Here is a 16479-nt window from a genome sequence, read left to right on the forward strand (position 1 = left end):
AGGGGCGACGGCTGGCCTTTAACGAAAAAAGAGGAGTCGAAAGCGCCTGTGGCTAACGACAATGCAGAGATCCCGGCAGTGGAACCAGCAGTGGTAGCGGCGGATACCCCGCCGGAAGCCGCAATTGCCCACGGCTACGGCGCCAGCGACATTACGGTGCTCGAAGGCCTGGAGGCCGTCCGGAAACGTCCCGGCATGTACATCGGTTCCACCGGACCGCGCGGATTGCACCACCTGGTCTATGAAGTCGTGGATAACTCCGTCGATGAGGCCCTGGCCGGGTACTGCACCCACATTGAAATTGTGCTGCAGGCCGACGGCGGGGTCAAGGTGGTTGACAACGGCCGCGGCATCCCGGTGGACATGCACCCAACGGAGCACAAGCCCACGGTGGAGGTCGTGATGACCATCCTGCACGCTGGCGGCAAGTTCGGCGGCGGAGGTTACGCCGTCTCCGGCGGCCTGCACGGGGTGGGCATCTCAGTCGTCAACGCGCTCTCCAGCCGGGTCGATACCGAGGTCCGCCGCCAGGGCCATGTTTGGCGGATGTCCTTCGCGGACGGCGGCAAACCCCAGGGCGGACTTGTCCAGGGCGAGGAAGCCAGCGAGACCGGCACCACCCAGACGTTCTACCCGGATGCCGGTATTTTTGAATCGACGGAGTTCGATTTCGAAACACTGCGCGCCCGCTTCCAGCAGATGGCGTTCCTGAACAAGGGACTGCGGATCACGCTGACCGATGAGAGGCGCGCTGCCGAGGAGCCGACCGAGGACGCTGACCTCGATCTCGACGCCGTTGCAGTCGACGGTGAAGTCCCGGCGGAGTTCCACACCGTTGTGTACCAATACGATGACGGGTTGCTGGACTACGTCAAGCACCTGAACTCCGGCAAAAAGGTCGACGTCGTCCATGAGGATGTCATCGCCTTTGAAACCGAGGATACCGAACGTCACATTGCGCTGGAAATGGCGATGCAGTGGACCAACGCGTACTCCGAGAGTGTCCACACCTATGCCAACACCATTAATACCCACGAGGGTGGCACCCACGAAGAGGGATTCCGCGCTGCGATGACCTCGCTCATCAACCGCTATGCGCGGGAAAAGAGCATCATCAAGGAAAAGGATGACAACCTTACCGGCGACGACATTCGTGAAGGACTGACGGCAGTCATTTCGGTCAAGCTGGCCGAGCCCCAGTTTGAAGGCCAAACCAAGACCAAGCTCGGCAACTCCGAGGTGAAGGGATTCGTCCAGCGAGTCGTCACAGACGGCCTTGGCGACTGGCTGGAAAGGAATCCCGGCCCGGCCCGCGACGTTATCCGCAAGGCCATCTCCGCGGCCCAGGCCCGGATGGCAGCCCGCAAGGCCCGCGACAACGCCCGCCGGAAGAGCCCGCTGGAATCTTTCGGGATGCCTGGCAAGCTCTCGGACTGCTCTTCCAAGAATCCGGAAAAGTGTGAGGTCTACATCGTCGAGGGCGACTCCGCCGGTGGTTCCGCCAAGCGCGGACGCAACCCGGAAACCCAGGCCATCCTCCCGCTGCGTGGAAAAATCCTCAACGTTGAACGGGCTCGGCTGGACAAGGCACTGGGCAACGCCGAGGTCCAGTCCATGATTACCGCCTTCGGTACGGGGATTGGCGAAGACTTCGACCTGAGCAAACTCCGGTACCACAAGATTGTCCTGATGGCGGATGCCGACGTCGACGGCCAGCACATCACCACCTTGCTGATGACCTTGTTGTTCCGCTACATGCGCCCGCTGATAGAAAACGGCTACGTCTATCTGGCGCAGCCTCCGCTGTACCGGATCAAGTGGTCCAACGCTCCGCACGACTACGTCTATAGCGACCGGGAGCGCGATGCGCGCCTGCTGTCCGGCCAGGCGGCCGGCCGCCGCATTCCCAAGGACAACGGCATCCAGCGCTACAAGGGCTTGGGTGAAATGGACTATACGGAACTGTGGGACACCACCATGGACCCCGATCACCGCACACTGTTGCAGGTCACGATGGACGATGCCCTGGCCGCGGACCAAACTTTCTCCACCCTGATGGGTGAGGACGTTGAATCCCGTCGAAACTTCATTCAGCAGAACGCCAAGGACGTTCGGTTCCTGGACATCTAGGGTACTCAAGCCCTACATATCCCTGGACCGATATATACCTGAAACGGAAAATATAGACTATGAGTGACGAAACACCAGAAGTTCCGGCCGGCGCGGCCGACGCTGAGCCCGTTATTGAGGGCACCGTCCTTGGTACCGACGTGCTGACCGACCGTGTTGAACAGGTTGACCTGCAGACCGAAATGCAGCGATCCTACCTTGACTACGCGATGGCCGTGATTGTGGGGCGTGCCCTCCCGGACGTCCGCGACGGCCTCAAGCCGGTCCACCGCCGCGTGCTCTACGCCATGTTCGACGGCGGCTACCGACCGGAGCGCTCCTTCAATAAGTGCGCCCGTGTGGTCGGCGAAGTTATGGGCCAGTACCACCCGCACGGCGACACCGCCATCTACGATGCCCTGGTGCGCCTGATCCAGGACTGGACGATGCGCTACCCGCTGGCGCTGGGCCAGGGTAACTTCGGCTCTCCCGGCAATGACGGCGCGGCGGCACCCCGATACACCGAAACGAAGATGGCGCAGCTGGCCATGGAAATGGTCCGCGACATCGACGAGGAAACTGTCGATTTCCAGGACAACTACGACGGTAAAAACCAGGAACCCACCATCCTGCCGGCGCGGTTCCCGAACCTTTTGGTCAACGGATCCTCGGGCATTGCCGTTGGTATGGCAACCAACATTCCGCCGCACAACCTCCGTGAGGTTGCCGACGGGGTGCAGTGGTATCTGGCCAACCCGACCGCCAGCCGGGAGGAACTGCTCGAAGAGCTGATCACACGCATCAAGGGGCCCGACTTCCCGACCGGGGCCACCATCCTGGGCCACCGGGGGATTGAGGATGCCTACCGTACGGGCCGCGGCTCGATTACGATGCGGGCCGTTGTCAACGTCGAGGAACTCCAGGGCCGTACCTGCCTTGTGGTCACCGAGCTGCCCTATCAGGCCAACCCGGACAACCTGGCGATCAAGATTGCCGAGCTCGTTAAAGACGGCAAAATCTCGGGTATTGCCGACCTGAGGGATGAGACCTCGGGACGCACCGGACAGCGGCTCGTGATTGTGCTCAAACGCGACGCAGTTGCCAAGGTGGTGTTGAACAACCTCTACAAGCACACCCAGCTGCAGGACAATTTCGCCGCAAACATGCTGGCGATCGTTGATGGTGTGCCCCGCACCCTGAGCCTGGATGCCTTTATCCGGCACTGGGTGACCCACCAGCTCGACGTCATCGCCCGCCGGACCCGGTACCGGCTCCGCAAGGCCGAGGAGGAAGCGCACATCCTGCGTGCCCTGTTGAAGGCGCTCGATGCACTCGACGAAGTCATTGCACTGATCCGGGCCTCGAACACGACCGAAGCGGCCCGCGATGGTCTGATGCAACTCTTGGACATTGACGAACTCCAGGCCCGGGCCATCCTCGACATGCAGCTGCGCCGGCTGGCGGCCCTGGAACGGCAGAAGATCCAGGACCGCCACGCAGAACTCCAAGCCATGATCACCGAGTTCAACTCGATCCTGGCCTCGGAAGAACGCCAGCGTGGAATCATCAGCACCGAGTTGGCCGAAATCGTAGCCAAACACGGCGATGACCGGCGTACCAAGGTCCTGCTGGGCTTCGACGGGGACATGTCGATGGAGGACCTGATCCCCGAAGAGGAAATGGTCGTCACGATCACCCGCGGCGGCTACGTCAAGCGCACCCGCAGCGACAACTACCGCTCGCAGCAGCGCGGCGGCAAGGGCATCAAGGGCGCACAGCTGCGTGGCGACGACGTCGTCGAACACTTCTTCGTCACCACCACCCACCACTGGCTGCTGTTCTTCACGAACCTTGGCCGGGTATACCGGGCGAAGGCGTACGAGCTCGTGGAAGCCGGGCGCGACGCCAAGGGCCAGCACGTGGCCAACCTGCTCGCGTTCCAGCCGGACGAACACATTGCCCAGGTGCTGGACCTGCGGGACTACCAGCAATCGCCGTATCTGGTCCTCGCCACCAAGCGTGGCCTGGTGAAAAAGACCCGCCTCGAGGACTATGACACCAACCGCTCCGCAGGCGTCATCGCAATCAACCTTCGCGATGAAGATGAACTGGTCTCGGCACAGCTGGTTTCCGAAACGGATGACCTGATGCTGGTTTCCCGCATGGGCCAGTCGATTCGTTTCACCGCCACCGATGAAGCCCTGCGCCCGATGGGGCGGGCAACGTCCGGCGTTACCGGCATGAAATTCCGCGAGGACGACGAACTTCTGGCCGCCGACGTGGTTACGGAGGGCTCCTTCGTCTTTGTCGTCACGGAGGGCGGCTACGCCAAGCGCACCGCCGTGGAGGAATACCGCCTCCAGGGCCGTGGCGGCCTCGGCATCAAGGTGGGCAAGTACCAGGAAGAGCGCGGCCATCTGGTGGGCGCCCTGATTGTCCAGGCCGAAGATGAGGTCCTGGTGGTTATGGAAGGCGGAAAGGTGGTCCGTTCCTCGGTGGCCGGAGTGCCGGCCAAGGGGCGCGACACCATGGGCGTTATCTTCGCCAAACCCGACAAGAACGACCGCATCATCGAGGTGGCACGCAACAGCGAGCGTGGACTGGAAACCGACGAGGTGGTCGAAGACGAAGATGCAGTCGATGCTGCCGAAAGTCAGGCATCGGCGACGGATGACGTAACGTTGGCTGAAGATACCGGATCACACGAGGGGTCCGCAGCGGAAGAATCAGCACCGGCCCCGGAGTCAGATGAGTCATCAGGCAATGCCGAGCTGGACGAAGACAACACCGGAGGTAACGCGTGAGTAATTCCGACTCATATCCCAAGCCGAACAGCGGCGTACCCGGCGGGGTGCGGCAGCCCGCCTCCGCACCGCGGGTAGGTGCGCCGTCGCGTCCCGAGCAAAGTCCGGGAGCTTCGGGTGCGGCTGCTGGCTCGGCCCAGCGGCCGCAGGCCCCCGGGCAGCGTCCCGCACAGGGACGACCCGCTGCTGCCGGGCAGCGCCCGGCCACCCCCGGACAGGGCCCGGGGCAGAACCGCCCGGGGCAGACCAGTCCTGGGCAGACCCGTCCGGGACAAAACCGTCCGGGACAAAACACAGCCGGACTGATTAAGCCGGCGCCCAAGGCCAAGGTCCGCCGGGCGCGCCTGTTGGTGAGCAAGGTTGACCCTTGGTCCGTGTTGAAGATGGCATTCCTGCTCTCCGTGGCACTGGGCATCGTGACGGTCGTGGCAGCCATTGTGCTCTGGACGGTCTTGGACCTGACCGGAATCTTCGACCAGGTCGATGGCCTCCTCGGCACGCTGGCCGGCTCCGAAGGCGGCGGCTTCGAGTTGAAAAAGGTCGCCTCATTGGGGCAAGTGGCATCGTTCGCTACCATCATTGCCGTCATCAACGTTGTGCTGCTGACGGCGCTGTCCATGCTCTCGGCCGTGCTGTACAACATCTCCGCCACCCTGGTAGGCGGCATCGGCGTCACCCTCACGGACGACTAAACCCGCGGTTTTCCCCGAAAAATCGCGGGAAAATGCCTCGATTTGAGATCGGGCCGGGATGTGCTGTAAAGTCGTATCTCGGCCCGATGAGGCATCGGGGCGTATAGCTCAGGCGGTTAGAGCGCTTCGCTGATAACGAAGAGGTCCCAGGTTCAAGTCCTGGTACGCCCACGGAATCTGTACAGATTCAAGTGGAGGGTCGGTGGTAGTACTTACCACTGAACCGGAACGGGGTGCATGTGAAGAAGTTGCTGGTTTTTATAGCCACGATCGCAGGCGTCCTGCTCTACAAGAAAGTGCAGGAATCCGAGGCCCGGAAAACAGTCTGGAGCAGATCGACCGACACGGTTGATTAGCCCAGATCCCAGGCGCAGGAGCTGGAAAACAGCTCCACGAACTGGGGTATGATTGTCGGGTTGCTTCTTATGGGGGCATGGCGCAATTGGTAGCGCACCTGCTTTGCAAGCAGGGGGTTCGGGGTTCGAGTCCCCGTGCCTCCACCATAGGAGAGGCCCCGGCCCGCGGAAACGCGGACCGGGGCCTTTTGCATTCCCGCTGACGTGCAGGCCAGCGCTGGGACCCTCGTTTCACTCCGGACGCACACGGTTAAGTGCAGCCTTTCCGCGCCCATTACTCTTAGACCGTGAACTTCTTCCTAGCCGCCCTGGGCGTCCTTGGCGTGGCTTCCTCCGGGCCGCTTATAGCAGCGACGCTGGGGGCCACCTCGGTCAGTGCACTGGCGATCGCCTTTTGGCGTAATGCCATCGGGTCGGTTGTGATGGCTGGCCCCGTCCTGGTCCGGGGCCCGCGTCAGTTCGGCAGGGTCACCGGCAGCGAGTTCCGTTGGTCACTGGCGGCTGCAGTTGCCCTGGCGCTGCACTTTGCGTGCTTTATTACCTCTTTGCAGTTGACCTCGGTCGCGGCAGCCACTGCCCTCGTCTGCCTGCAGTCCGGCTGGATAGCCATCTTCCAGCTCTTCCGCGGCGTCCGGCACCGCTGGCCCGTCCTGGCCGGCCTGGGCCTCGCGTTTGTTGGGGTTATTGCCATCACGGGATTCGACATGGGAGCTTCCCAGGGTGCCCTGCTGGGCGACCTCCTGGCGGTGGTAGGCGGCGCCCTGGCGGGAATCTATACCATGGCCGGCGGCAAGGCGCGCCAGAGCCTGGGGACGGGCGTCTACACCACGCTGTGCTACGGGATGTGTGCGGCCGTCGTTGCGCTGCTGGCGCTGTTCTCGCAGCAACCGCTGGCCGGCTTCGAAACAACCGGCTGGCTCGGCATCCTGGCCATCACAGTCTGCGCACAGCTCATCGGCCACACCGCCTTCAATCACCTGCTGGCCACCATGAGTCCGCTGCTGGTCTCGATGATCATCCTGCTGGAGATTCCTGGAGCCGCGCTGCTGGCTGCGGCGTTTCTGTCCGAGACCTTGCCGGCCGGAACCTACGCGGGTTTGGCGTTGATCCTGGTGGGTCTCGGCGTGGTGGTCCTGGGCCAGCGTGGTTCCCGCTCGGTGCAGGGTGCCGGGGCTCCGCTGGCGGAACTGGGGACGGACTGACGACGGCGGGACAGCGGCCCCGCGTCGCAGCGACGGGTGTTACTGGCCGCCGCGGCGGCCAGGCTGGGCGGTGTTGACAGTGTGGATGGCGCGGAGCAGCTTGGCAGGAAAGTAGACGGAGAAGAAAACGACCATGGGGGCCTTGAGTGCCATCTTCTTGACGTTGTGGGCCTTGTACGTACGGTCGAAACGCGTCACGTAGTAGCGGTAGTCGCGGGGCGAGTCTTCCAGCCGGCGCGCGGACATCCCCGAGACCATCTGTGGCCAGTATTGGATCCGGAGTTCATGGTCGGCCAGGTGCAGGGACAAATCGATGTCCTCGTGCATCTCGTCCTTCTCATCCCGGCACGTCTCGCTCCGGATTATTTCCCAAGCTGAGCGGCGGAGGGCCATGTTTGACCCAAAGAGGAAGTGGTACTGATGCTTGGCCAGCCTGAGCATCAGTTGTCGCATTTTGTCGTCTGCTTTCAGGCCAAAACGACGCATCGGCATGTCGTAATAGACGACCGGTCCGGTCGCGGCGTGCACCGCCTTGTCCCGGAAAGCCTTCTGCACCTGTTCGACCCAGTCGGGTTCGAGAACGGAGTCGGCGTCGATCCGGCCCAGGATGTCTCCGGTGGCGCGGTCCAAGCCAAAGTTGCGGGTCGGGATCAGTCCCTGGTCCCGGTCCTGGCTGAGCAGGATGATGGGGCTTTCCGGGTACTCCAACTGCATTTGCCGGACGATCTCACCCGTACGGTCCGTTGACATGTTGTCGACCACAATGATCTCGTGTGCCGGAACGGACTGGTACACGGCAGCAATCAGGCACTGCCGGATAACACTTTCCTCGTTGTAGGCCGGAATCACGATCGAGACGTCGGGCGTCTGGACAGCATCGTCTAAGGCATCCTCAGAGGATTTTTCGGGTGACATTCCCCCCAATTTAGCACCACCACGGTCTTTCCAGCCCGGCGCCGGGCAATACCGGGCCACGAACTGGTAAACATCGTGCGAAAAGAAGGGAAGGACCCCGCCCGCGGCGGAGTCCTTCCCTTAACGACCGCCTGGTGACGGCCCTAGGCGTGCTTAGCTGCCGGTGTTCTTGTCCGTGCCGTTGTTGCGGCTCGCAGCGATGTTTCGGGCTGCGGTCTTCGCGTCCGTGGCGACCTTGGCGGAGGCGTCCTTGACGTCCTCGGCAAGGTCCGTGGCGACCTTGGCTGAGGTGTCCTTGACGTCCTCGGCAGCGTCCGTGACGACCTTGGCAGCGTGCTTGGCTTTGTCCGCGGCGTCGCCAGTGGACTTGGCAGCATCTGATGTGGCGTCGGCGGCAGCGTCTGCAGCGTCAACCGTTGCTGCGCCGGCCTGGCCAGCGGCTTCCTTAGCGGAATTCTTGACGTCGTTGACCGTAGTGGCCGGCACGGGAGCGGGGGTGACCGGTGCAGGCGTCTGCCAGGGATCTTCGACCGGCCTGGAAGCCTTCCACGCGGCCACACCGGCCGCGGCAGCGGCCGCGATGACGCCGAAGATCAGCAGCCCGCGGTGCTTGGGTTTCTGCGGTTTGGCCACCTCGACGCCAACGGCCTGGCCGGCCTTCTTGGCAGCGACCTTGACGTGCGTCCCTGCGGTCTTGGCCTGCTCCTGGACGGAGTGGATGATCCCCGCGTCGCCGAGGCGCTGGGCAACTGCATCGACATGGGCCGGCGCGTTCTGGAGTGATCGGTGTACGGCGTCGGAGGCCTGGCCGAGCTGGTCCGAGAGTTTCGGCAGATAGTCCACGACAACCCGGTCGCGGGCGTTGGCGAGGACCGGAGTTGCCTTGTCCAGCGCCTCCTGCAGGCGGGGGGTTGCTCCCTCAACGGCGTCATGGATCCGCGGCGCGAGATTGGCAAGCCCGTCCTGGAGGCGCGGGGTCACCGTAGCAACGCCGTCGGCGAGATTGTGTGCCGCCGACTTGAGCCCCTCCTGGATCTTGGGGGAAGCTGAATCCAAGCCATGCTGCAGGCGCGGAACGGCCCAGCTGACTGCCGCTTCAACCCTTGGGGTCGCCCATTCCTTGGCGTTCTCGACCCCGGTGCTGACTGAATGCTCCAGCTCACGGGCAATTCGATCCGTTTTCTTCACAACTACCTCCCGATTAAATGTGACGGTTCTGGAGTTAGCCTACGTGTCCGGGACCCCACCGGCTATTCTTCAGGCCGATTCCGGGCGGATTTCACCCAGCGCGGAACTGGCGCACCCGCCCCGCCTGCAGGGGTCGTTCGTGGAAGAATAGGGGCCATGACTGCCATCGCAACTGCAAAAGCAACTATCCACACGAGCCTGGGCGACGTCGTTGTTAATCTCTTCGGCAACCATGCTCCCAAAACCGTCGAAAACTTCGTCGGCCTGGCGACCGGCGAGAAGGCCTGGACGCACCCGGAATCGGGCGATGACAAGACGGGGACGCCGCTGTATGACGGCACTATCTTCCACCGCATCATCAAGGACTTTATGATCCAGGCGGGCGATCCCCTGGGCCGTGGTGTTGGCGGACCCGGCTATAAGTTCGATGATGAAATCCACCCGGAGCTGACGTTCAACGAGCCCTACAAACTGGCCATGGCGAACGCCGGCATCCAGATGGGCCGCGGTACCAACGGTTCGCAGTTCTTTATCACCACCATCCCCACCGGCTGGCTGCAGGGCAAACACAGCATCTTCGGCGAGGTGGCCGACGACGAGTCCAAGAAGGTTGTTGACGCCATTGAAGGTGTCCGCACCGGAATGGGCGACCGTCCGGTCGAGGACGTCACCATCAACAGCATTGATGTAGTGAAGCTCTAAGCCCGGCTTATGAGCTACGGAATTCCGGCGGCGGAGCCGTCCGCGCAGATCCCGGTGTGCCCCAGGCACCCGGATAGGGCCGCCTACGTGCGATGCCAGCGTTGCGGGCGCCCCGCCTGCCCCGACTGCCAGCGGGCGGCCGCCGTCGGATTCCAATGTGTTGATTGCGTCAACGAAACAAAACGTACGACGCCGGATGTCCGGACGGTCTATGGCGGCGCGGTAACCACAGGCAAACCTGTGGCCACGCTTACCCTCATCGGCCTCTGTGTCCTGGTCTATGTTCTCCAGTGGCTGGTGCCGAATGACGACATCTACCAGAACTTCGCGTTCGCTACGGTTTATGCCACCCCGGAGTACGGGGTCTTCGAACCCTGGCGCATGGTGACGTCCGCCTTCCTCCATTCCCAGGGCTTCATCCTGCACATTGTGCTGAACATGTACATGCTCTGGGTGTTTGGTCAGGCGCTCGAGCCCCTTTTGGGTCGGATCCGCTTCCTTGCCGTCTATTTGTTGTCCGCCTTCGGCGGCTCGGTCGGCTACCTCGTGCTGACCCCCGGATACGTCCCGGGCCAACCGCTCAGCGGCGTTGTGGGTGCCTCGGGTGCCATTTTTGGACTTTTTGGCGCCATGCTTGTGGTCCAACGCCGCCGCGGCGGCGATACCAGGCAACTCTGGGTGCTCATCCTGATTAATGGTGTCATCGGCTTCCTGGTACCGACGATTGCCTGGCAGGCCCACCTGGGCGGGGCGGTAACCGGTGCCCTGTGCGCAGCCGTTGTTGCCTACACCCCGCGCGGACCGCGCCAGGGACTAATGCAGGCAGGCGGCCTGGTCCTGGTACTGGCCTTGCTTGTCGGCATCTCCGTTTTCAGGGTTGCCACCGCCTGAAGCCCGGCTGGCCGGTGATCCCTCCCCCACCCTGCCTGCGGCGGACTCTGTTCCCAGGGATTCCACTCCCGGCTTCCCGCGGCCTTTTTTGGAGCGTAAACGCCGTTTTAGCCAACGCGCCCTGACGGGCGCGTTTTTTGTGTTGCCACTCCTTGTCTGGCTGGGCCCGGCAGGCCCGGCGACAGTATCCCGCAGTAGTTCTCCACAGGGGTTATCCACACTGTTGGTAACTTACACACGTGTAGTTCATCAGCCCACCATTGATCTGACGGCCACACCGGGGGATCTTGCGAAGCGGCGCCAAGCGATTTCCACAATTGTGGATAACCGCGGTGGGGAGGGCTGTGGTTAAGTGGACAACCCGGGTCCTGCTTGGGTTCGATCCGGTGCAGATGCCAAAGAAGTGACGATCGGTGCCCGGTACGGATGGCAAACTCCGGTCAGGTGGCCGTCTCGACGTTGATTTCAACAAGTTTTTGCACAGTGTTAATAACTTGTCGCTCCAAGTAAGGTAGCCAGGATCGGCCCCACAGTGCGTTGGAGCGCCTCTAGCGGGACCCGACGGGCCAACTTATCCCCAACTGTGGATAAGTTGTGGGTACTGGGTTGTTATTAAGTGGATAACTCGTGAGAAGGGGCACGGTTGAGCCCTTTTGCCGGTCATTTCCCGGCTAATAGTCCCACTGCGACGAAGAGCGTGCCGGACCGAATACTTATCCACAGGCAATCCACACTGTTAATAACTACCGGGACTGTCAGAGTGTGCGTATCCCTCGCCGGACGAGGCCCCTAAAGGCCAGCATCCGCGGGGAAGGCGGCGACGAGAGCCAAAGACTGCCAGAAGTTATCCACACTGTGGATAACTTAAACCATACTTGTTCACAGCCTGCTGTCCTTAGCGCGGCCAGATGCCCGAGCTTCCCCGACGGTGGCTGTCCATCAGATGCGTATCAACCATTCCGATGGCTTCCATCAAGGCGTACATGGTGGTGGGGCCGACAAAGGCGAAACCACGCTTGCGCAATGCTGTGGACAGGGCGATGGACTCCGTCGACGTTGTGGGGATGTCCGCATGCGTTCTCGGCAGGGGTGTAGAGGCGGGTTGGAAGGACCACACGAAGTCGACCAGCCCGCCGTCGGCCCGCAGGGCGATAGTGGCTTGGGCGTTGGTGACCGCTGCCCGGATCTTCAGCCGGTTGCGGACGATTCCGGCGTCCAGGAGGAGACGCTGAACATCCGCTTCGGTGAAGGCCGCTACCGTCTCGGGGCGGAAATTCCCGAAGGCGGCCCGGAACGCCGGACGCTTGCGGAGGATCGTGGCCCAGGACAGTCCGGCCTGGAACGCCTCCAGGCTGATGCGTTCGAACAGTCCCTGTTCGTCCCGCACCGGAAGTCCCCACTCCGTGTCGTAGTACTCGCGCAGCATCGGATCCACGGCCGCCCAGGGCGGCCTGGCGAGGCCGTCCTCCCCGAGGATCGGGCCGGCTACGTCCCGTACCATCCGGGTTTCCTCACTCGCACTATTCTCCGCTCCAGGCTGACGGGCCCGTGGGCTGCCGGGACAAATTGCGCAAAAGACCGGCACACGGGGTGTACCGGTCTTTCGGTCGTTGCGACGGGCTTAGGACCGCCAGCGGGTGGTCATTAGGAAGCCGGCGATGGCGATTCCGAAACCAGCCATAATGTTCCCTGATCCCCAGGCGGCCACGGGAAGTGTGCCTTCGCTGATGTAGAAAGTGATGATCCACAGGAGGCCGAGGATCATCAGGCCAAACATTACGGGCTTAAACCAGACCGGGTTGGGTTTGTTGGCCTGCGCGGCGGAAGTCTGTGGCGTTGCCTCGATTGTGCGCTTGCGGCGTTTTGACTCGGGCACGGGTCCTCCTGGGCGGCTGGAACAAAAGCGGGACCCCGGCTTGATATCCTGCAAGGAGGAATGCACCGGCGGTCAGCGCGCTTTTGGTCATGTTTGTGGTCGTATTCGGACCCAATTCTAGCTGTAGTTAACACCGCGGCGGTGTCCGCCGCGAACGTCCGGGAGGAGAAGCCACGTGCTGCAACTGCAGGACAGCGCCGCACGCCGTTTCACCCGCGGCCCCCGAACATTCCGCCGGACTGTCCTGGTCCTGGGCGAGTTGCTCGTCACCGCGGGTTTCATCGTCTTCCTGTTTGTCCTCTGGCAGCTGTGGGGGACCAACATGGCAGCGGATGCCCGGCAGCGTGAGATGGTCAGGGAGTTCAGCCGGAATCTGGCGGACCCGGCCGCGGCGGTAGCGGCGCCCGCCGTCGTCGACGGCCGGCCGACTGTCGCCGCGGAGCCTGCCACCGGTACCACTCTCGGCGTTGTCTACATTCCCCGGTTCGGCGCTGACTATGCCAGACCCCTGGTCCAGGGTACCTCTCCGGCAATTCTGGATGCCCTCGGAATCGGCCACTACGAAGGCACGGCCATGCCTGGCGCGGTGGGAAACGTCGCGGTCGCCGGCCACCGGCAGACCCATGGGGCCGTTCTGGATAACATCGATGAGCTGGTCCCCGGGGACCGGATCTACATTCAGACCAGGGACGGCTACTACGTGTACAGCTTCCGGAACAGCGAGGTCGTCCTCCCTGCCAGGACGGACGTCCTGCTGCCGGTGCCCGCACAACCCGACGCCGCAGCCACGGAACGCTACCTGACGATGACAAGTTGCAATCCCCGGTTCGGCTCCCAGGAACGGGTCATCGCCTACTCGGTGCTTGAGCGCTGGCAACCGGCATCGGCCGGTCCTCCACCGGCTGAGATCGCCGGCCAGGTCCAGCGTGCCGCCGGGGAGGACTGAGGAGTGTACGCCTGGATCTTCCGGCATTTGCCGGGCCCCCGCTGGCTCCGCATTACGACTGCGCTGGTGTTGGTCGCCGGCGTGCTGGTAATGATGGTTCAGTTCCTTTTTCCCTGGATGGCACAATTCACCCAGTTCACTGATTCAACGATTGGTTCAGCAAGGCACCCATGAGTACAACCAAGATTCTCGTCGTCGATAACTATGACAGCTTTGTTTACACCCTGGTGGGTTACCTCCAGGAACTCGGTGCGGAGACGACAGTGGTCCGCAACGACGATGTCACCTTGGCTGAGGCGATCGATCTCGCGGAGGCACGTGAGGGCGTCCTCATCTCGCCGGGACCCGGAAACCCTGCCGGTGCGGGAGTCTGCATCGAACTGATCAAGTGGTGCGGAAGCCACAACAAAGCCATGCTTGGGGTCTGCTTGGGCCACCAGGCACTGGCCGAGGCCTACGGGGGAACTGTCACCCACGCCCCGGAACTTATGCACGGCAAAACGTCCCTCGTGGAACACCACGGCGGCGGAGTGTTCGAGGGTCTGCCGTCGCCTTTCACGGCGACCCGATACCACTCCCTCGCCGCCGTCCGGGAGAGCATACCCGAGGTCCTGGAGATCACGGCGGAAACGGGGACGGGCGTTGTTATGGGGCTGCAACACCGCACCGCGCCACTGTGTGGAGTGCAATTCCACCCCGAGTCCGTGCTCACCGAAGGCGGCTACCGAATGCTCGGGAACTGGCTTGAATCCCTTGGGATGGCCGGCGCCGCCCAGCGGGCTTCGGCGCTAAGCCCGCTGATCAAACACTAGGCGGAAAACCCGCGCAGGGACGCCCCGCTTTCCTTGGTGCTCTTGGTTGCCTTGGGGGTAGGCGTGGGAGTGGGGCTTGGCGACGGCGCGGGCGGGGGCGCGGGAGCCTTGGCGACGGTAACGGTGACCGTTTTCCCCTGTTCCACGAGGGCGTCCGCCGGGTCGGCCTGTGCAGTGATCTTTCCCGGTTCAACCTGGGAGTTTTCGACTTCCGTGGCGCTCATGGCCAGGCCGAGCGCCTTGAGCGCCGCCTCCGCCTCGGCCCGGGGAAGTCCGACCAGTTGGGGAACCACAACCTTGCCGGTGGAGACGATAATTTCCACAGTGCTGCCGGCGGCCACATTCTGTCCGGGCGCAGGATTTGTCGTGATCACGAGCCCTGACGGCACGGTGGGACTGTTGGCCATGGTGGTGCCGGGGGCACCGGCGAGTCCTTTCTGGCGCAGCACGTCGCGGGCGGCGGCCTCCGTGCGTCCGGGCAGGTCAGCGGGGATGGTGATAACGCTGGGGCCTTCGGAGATGTTGAGGGTGATATCTGAGTTCGGATCCAGGGGGCTGCCGACAGCCGGAACGGTGCCGATGGCAATTCCCTTGGTGACGGTCTCGTTCTGCATGTGTTCCAGCTGGGGTTTCAGCCCGGCGTTGTACAGCTTCTGGAGGGCCTCAGTTTCGGTCAGCGAGGTAACCGACGGCACCAGGACCTTGGCGACGGGCGGCGGAGCCTGGTTCATCAGGTTGTACAGCCACAGGCCACCTCCCGCGAGTACCAGGACGGTGACGATCACCAAAGCCGTGATCCACGTCCGGCGGCGCGACTTCTGGTGCCGGGTGTGCTCCCGCTCGGGGGGAAGGACCAGCGGCAAACTGCCGGTGTCCGCGGCGCCATAGCTAACACCGGGTGCCATCGGAGCGCCGTCATCATATGCGGGCGATTCCAGGGCGGGCCGGAGCCTGCCGGTATGGGAGTCGTCCAGGAACCTCGCTCCGGTCACCGAGAAGGCAGCCGTCGGAGCGTTGTCCGGCGTCGGAATGGTGTCATTGGGATTGGTGGGCGCTTCGCTTGCCGGCGGTGCGGTGACCCCAACTCCGCTCCGGGCAGCCCGGAGGGCACGGCGGAAGGCTGCGGCATCCTGGAAGCGGTCCGCCCGGTTCTTTTGCAGTGCCTTCATCAGTACGCTGTCCAGTGCCTCGGAGACATCAGGATTCAGGCTGCTGGCCAGTTCCGGAATCTCCCGCACATGCTGGTAGGCAACAGAAACGGGGCTGTCGCCGATGAAAGGGGGCCGGCCGGCGAGCATCTCATAGAGCAGGCAGCCGGCAGAGTAGAGATCGCTGCGGGCATCAACGGTCTCGCCGCGTGCCTGTTCCGGGGAAAGGTACTGTGCGGTCCCCACGACGGCCTGTGTTTGCGTCATGGTCGCTGCCGAGTCCGCCATGGCGCGGGCAATCCCGAAATCCATCACTTTGACGCTGTTGGACTCCGGGCAGTACATCACATTGGCCGGTTTGATGTCGCGGTGCACAATTCCGGCCTTGTGGCTGTAGTCCAGGGCGGCGAGCACCCCCAGGGTGAAGTCAATCGCCTGGTCGATTCCGACGTCCTTGGACCGGATGAGGTCCCGGATCGTTTTTCCGGAAACGAACTCCATCACGATGTACGGCACCCGGACAGTGTCCTCGTGGTCGCCGGGGACGGAGTGGTCCCCGGTGTCGTAGATGGCCACGATTGAGGGATGGTTTAACGCGGCCACCGCCTGCGCTTCGCGTTTGAACCTGGCCTGGAACTGAGGGTCCCGGGCAAGGTCGGGGCGAAGCAGTTTGACCGCGACGGTGCGTCCCAATCGGGTGTCCACGCCGCGGAAAACGTCGGCCATGCCGCCGCGGCCGATCAGTTCACCCAGCTCATAGCGCCCGCTGAGGACGCGCTGCGTGTTGACGGGGCCGCGGTCCTCCCGGTGCGATGGGGTGCGGGGTGAAGTGGACATG

General features: G+C 63.1%; 14 protein-coding genes and 2 tRNA genes. 11 read left to right on the forward strand and 5 right to left on the reverse strand.

The annotated features are described in order from the left end of the window. Window positions 1-48 precede the first annotated feature (48 nt). The 7 genes from gyrB (at window position 49) to QI450_RS16465 (ending at window position 7163) form a co-directional block, all read left to right on the forward strand. The gene (gene gyrB, locus QI450_RS16435) at window positions 49-2130 is read left to right on the forward strand and encodes a DNA topoisomerase (ATP-hydrolyzing) subunit B (protein ID WP_282468050.1); all 2082 of its coding nucleotides are present in this window, start codon (window positions 49-51) and stop codon (window positions 2128-2130) included. Window positions 2131-2189: 59 nt separating this feature from the next. After that, window positions 2190-4913 carry a DNA gyrase subunit A gene (gyrA, locus tag QI450_RS16440; RefSeq protein WP_226775556.1) on the forward strand — a complete coding sequence of 908 codons (2724 nt, stop codon included), beginning with the start codon at window positions 2190-2192 and terminating at the stop codon, window positions 4911-4913. Beyond that, window positions 4910-5605: a DUF3566 domain-containing protein gene (locus QI450_RS16445; RefSeq protein ID WP_226775555.1), complete on the forward strand. Its 696-nt coding sequence runs from the start codon at window positions 4910-4912 to the stop codon at window positions 5603-5605. The genes gyrA and QI450_RS16445 overlap by 4 nt, the downstream gene beginning before the upstream one ends. Window positions 5606-5702: 97 nt before the next feature. Then, a tRNA-Ile gene (locus tag QI450_RS16450) sits at window positions 5703-5776 on the forward strand. 68 nt (window positions 5777-5844) lie between these two features. Beyond that, window positions 5845-5961, forward strand: a complete 117-nt coding sequence (locus QI450_RS16455; RefSeq protein WP_226775554.1) for a DLW-39 family protein — start codon at window positions 5845-5847, stop codon at window positions 5959-5961. Between the two features lie 71 nt (window positions 5962-6032). Next, a tRNA-Ala gene (locus QI450_RS16460) sits at window positions 6033-6108 on the forward strand. Window positions 6109-6248: 140 nt separating this feature from the next. After that, window positions 6249-7163 carry a DMT family transporter gene (locus QI450_RS16465; RefSeq protein ID WP_226775553.1) on the forward strand — a complete coding sequence of 305 codons (915 nt, stop codon included), beginning with the start codon at window positions 6249-6251 and terminating at the stop codon, window positions 7161-7163. A 39-nt stretch (window positions 7164-7202) separates the two neighbouring features. Here QI450_RS16465 and QI450_RS16470 read toward each other — a convergent pair whose 3' ends face one another. Then, a complete protein-coding gene (locus QI450_RS16470) occupies window positions 7203-8078 on the reverse strand; it encodes a glycosyltransferase family 2 protein (RefSeq protein WP_226775552.1) in 876 nt (291 codons plus the stop codon). A 153-nt stretch (window positions 8079-8231) separates the two neighbouring features. Next, complete coding sequence (locus tag QI450_RS16475) at window positions 8232-9266, reverse strand: hypothetical protein (RefSeq protein ID WP_226775551.1); 1035 nt, start codon at window positions 9264-9266, stop codon at window positions 8232-8234. A 156-nt stretch (window positions 9267-9422) separates the two neighbouring features. On the opposite strand from QI450_RS16475, the gene QI450_RS16480 reads away from it, so the two are divergent. Next, entirely contained in the window at window positions 9423-9968 is a 546-nt protein-coding gene (locus QI450_RS16480) for a peptidylprolyl isomerase (protein ID WP_226775550.1), read from the forward strand. A gap of 9 nt (window positions 9969-9977) precedes the next feature. Continuing rightward, a complete protein-coding gene (locus QI450_RS16485; RefSeq protein ID WP_226775549.1) occupies window positions 9978-10859 on the forward strand; it encodes a rhomboid family intramembrane serine protease in 882 nt (293 codons plus the stop codon). Between the two features lie 895 nt (window positions 10860-11754). Here the strand turns inward: QI450_RS16485 and QI450_RS16490 are convergent. Continuing rightward, entirely contained in the window at window positions 11755-12360 is a 606-nt protein-coding gene (locus QI450_RS16490) for a DNA-3-methyladenine glycosylase I (RefSeq protein WP_226775548.1), read from the reverse strand. A gap of 120 nt (window positions 12361-12480) precedes the next feature. Continuing rightward, window positions 12481-12735, reverse strand: coding sequence for a cell division protein CrgA (locus QI450_RS16495; protein ID WP_226775547.1), 255 nt, complete (start codon window positions 12733-12735; stop codon window positions 12481-12483). Window positions 12736-12919: 184 nt separating this feature from the next. Between QI450_RS16495 and QI450_RS16500 the strand changes: the two genes are divergently transcribed. After that, window positions 12920-13681 (forward strand): class E sortase, encoded by a 762-nt coding sequence (locus QI450_RS16500; RefSeq protein ID WP_226775670.1) that lies wholly within the window; start codon window positions 12920-12922, stop codon window positions 13679-13681. Window positions 13682-13851: 170 nt separating this feature from the next. Next, window positions 13852-14493 (forward strand): gamma-glutamyl-gamma-aminobutyrate hydrolase family protein, encoded by a 642-nt coding sequence (locus QI450_RS16505; protein WP_226775546.1) that lies wholly within the window; start codon window positions 13852-13854, stop codon window positions 14491-14493. On the opposite strand, the gene pknB is transcribed toward QI450_RS16505, so the two are convergent. Then, complete coding sequence (gene pknB, locus QI450_RS16510; RefSeq protein ID WP_226775545.1) at window positions 14490-16478, reverse strand: Stk1 family PASTA domain-containing Ser/Thr kinase; 1989 nt, start codon at window positions 16476-16478, stop codon at window positions 14490-14492. The genes QI450_RS16505 and pknB overlap by 4 nt on opposite strands. Between the last annotated feature and the right edge of the window lies 1 nt (window position 16479).

Origin of the sequence: Arthrobacter sp. EM1, from assembly GCF_029964055.1 — a bacterium.
Lineage (GTDB): Bacteria > Actinomycetota > Actinomycetes > Actinomycetales > Micrococcaceae > Arthrobacter.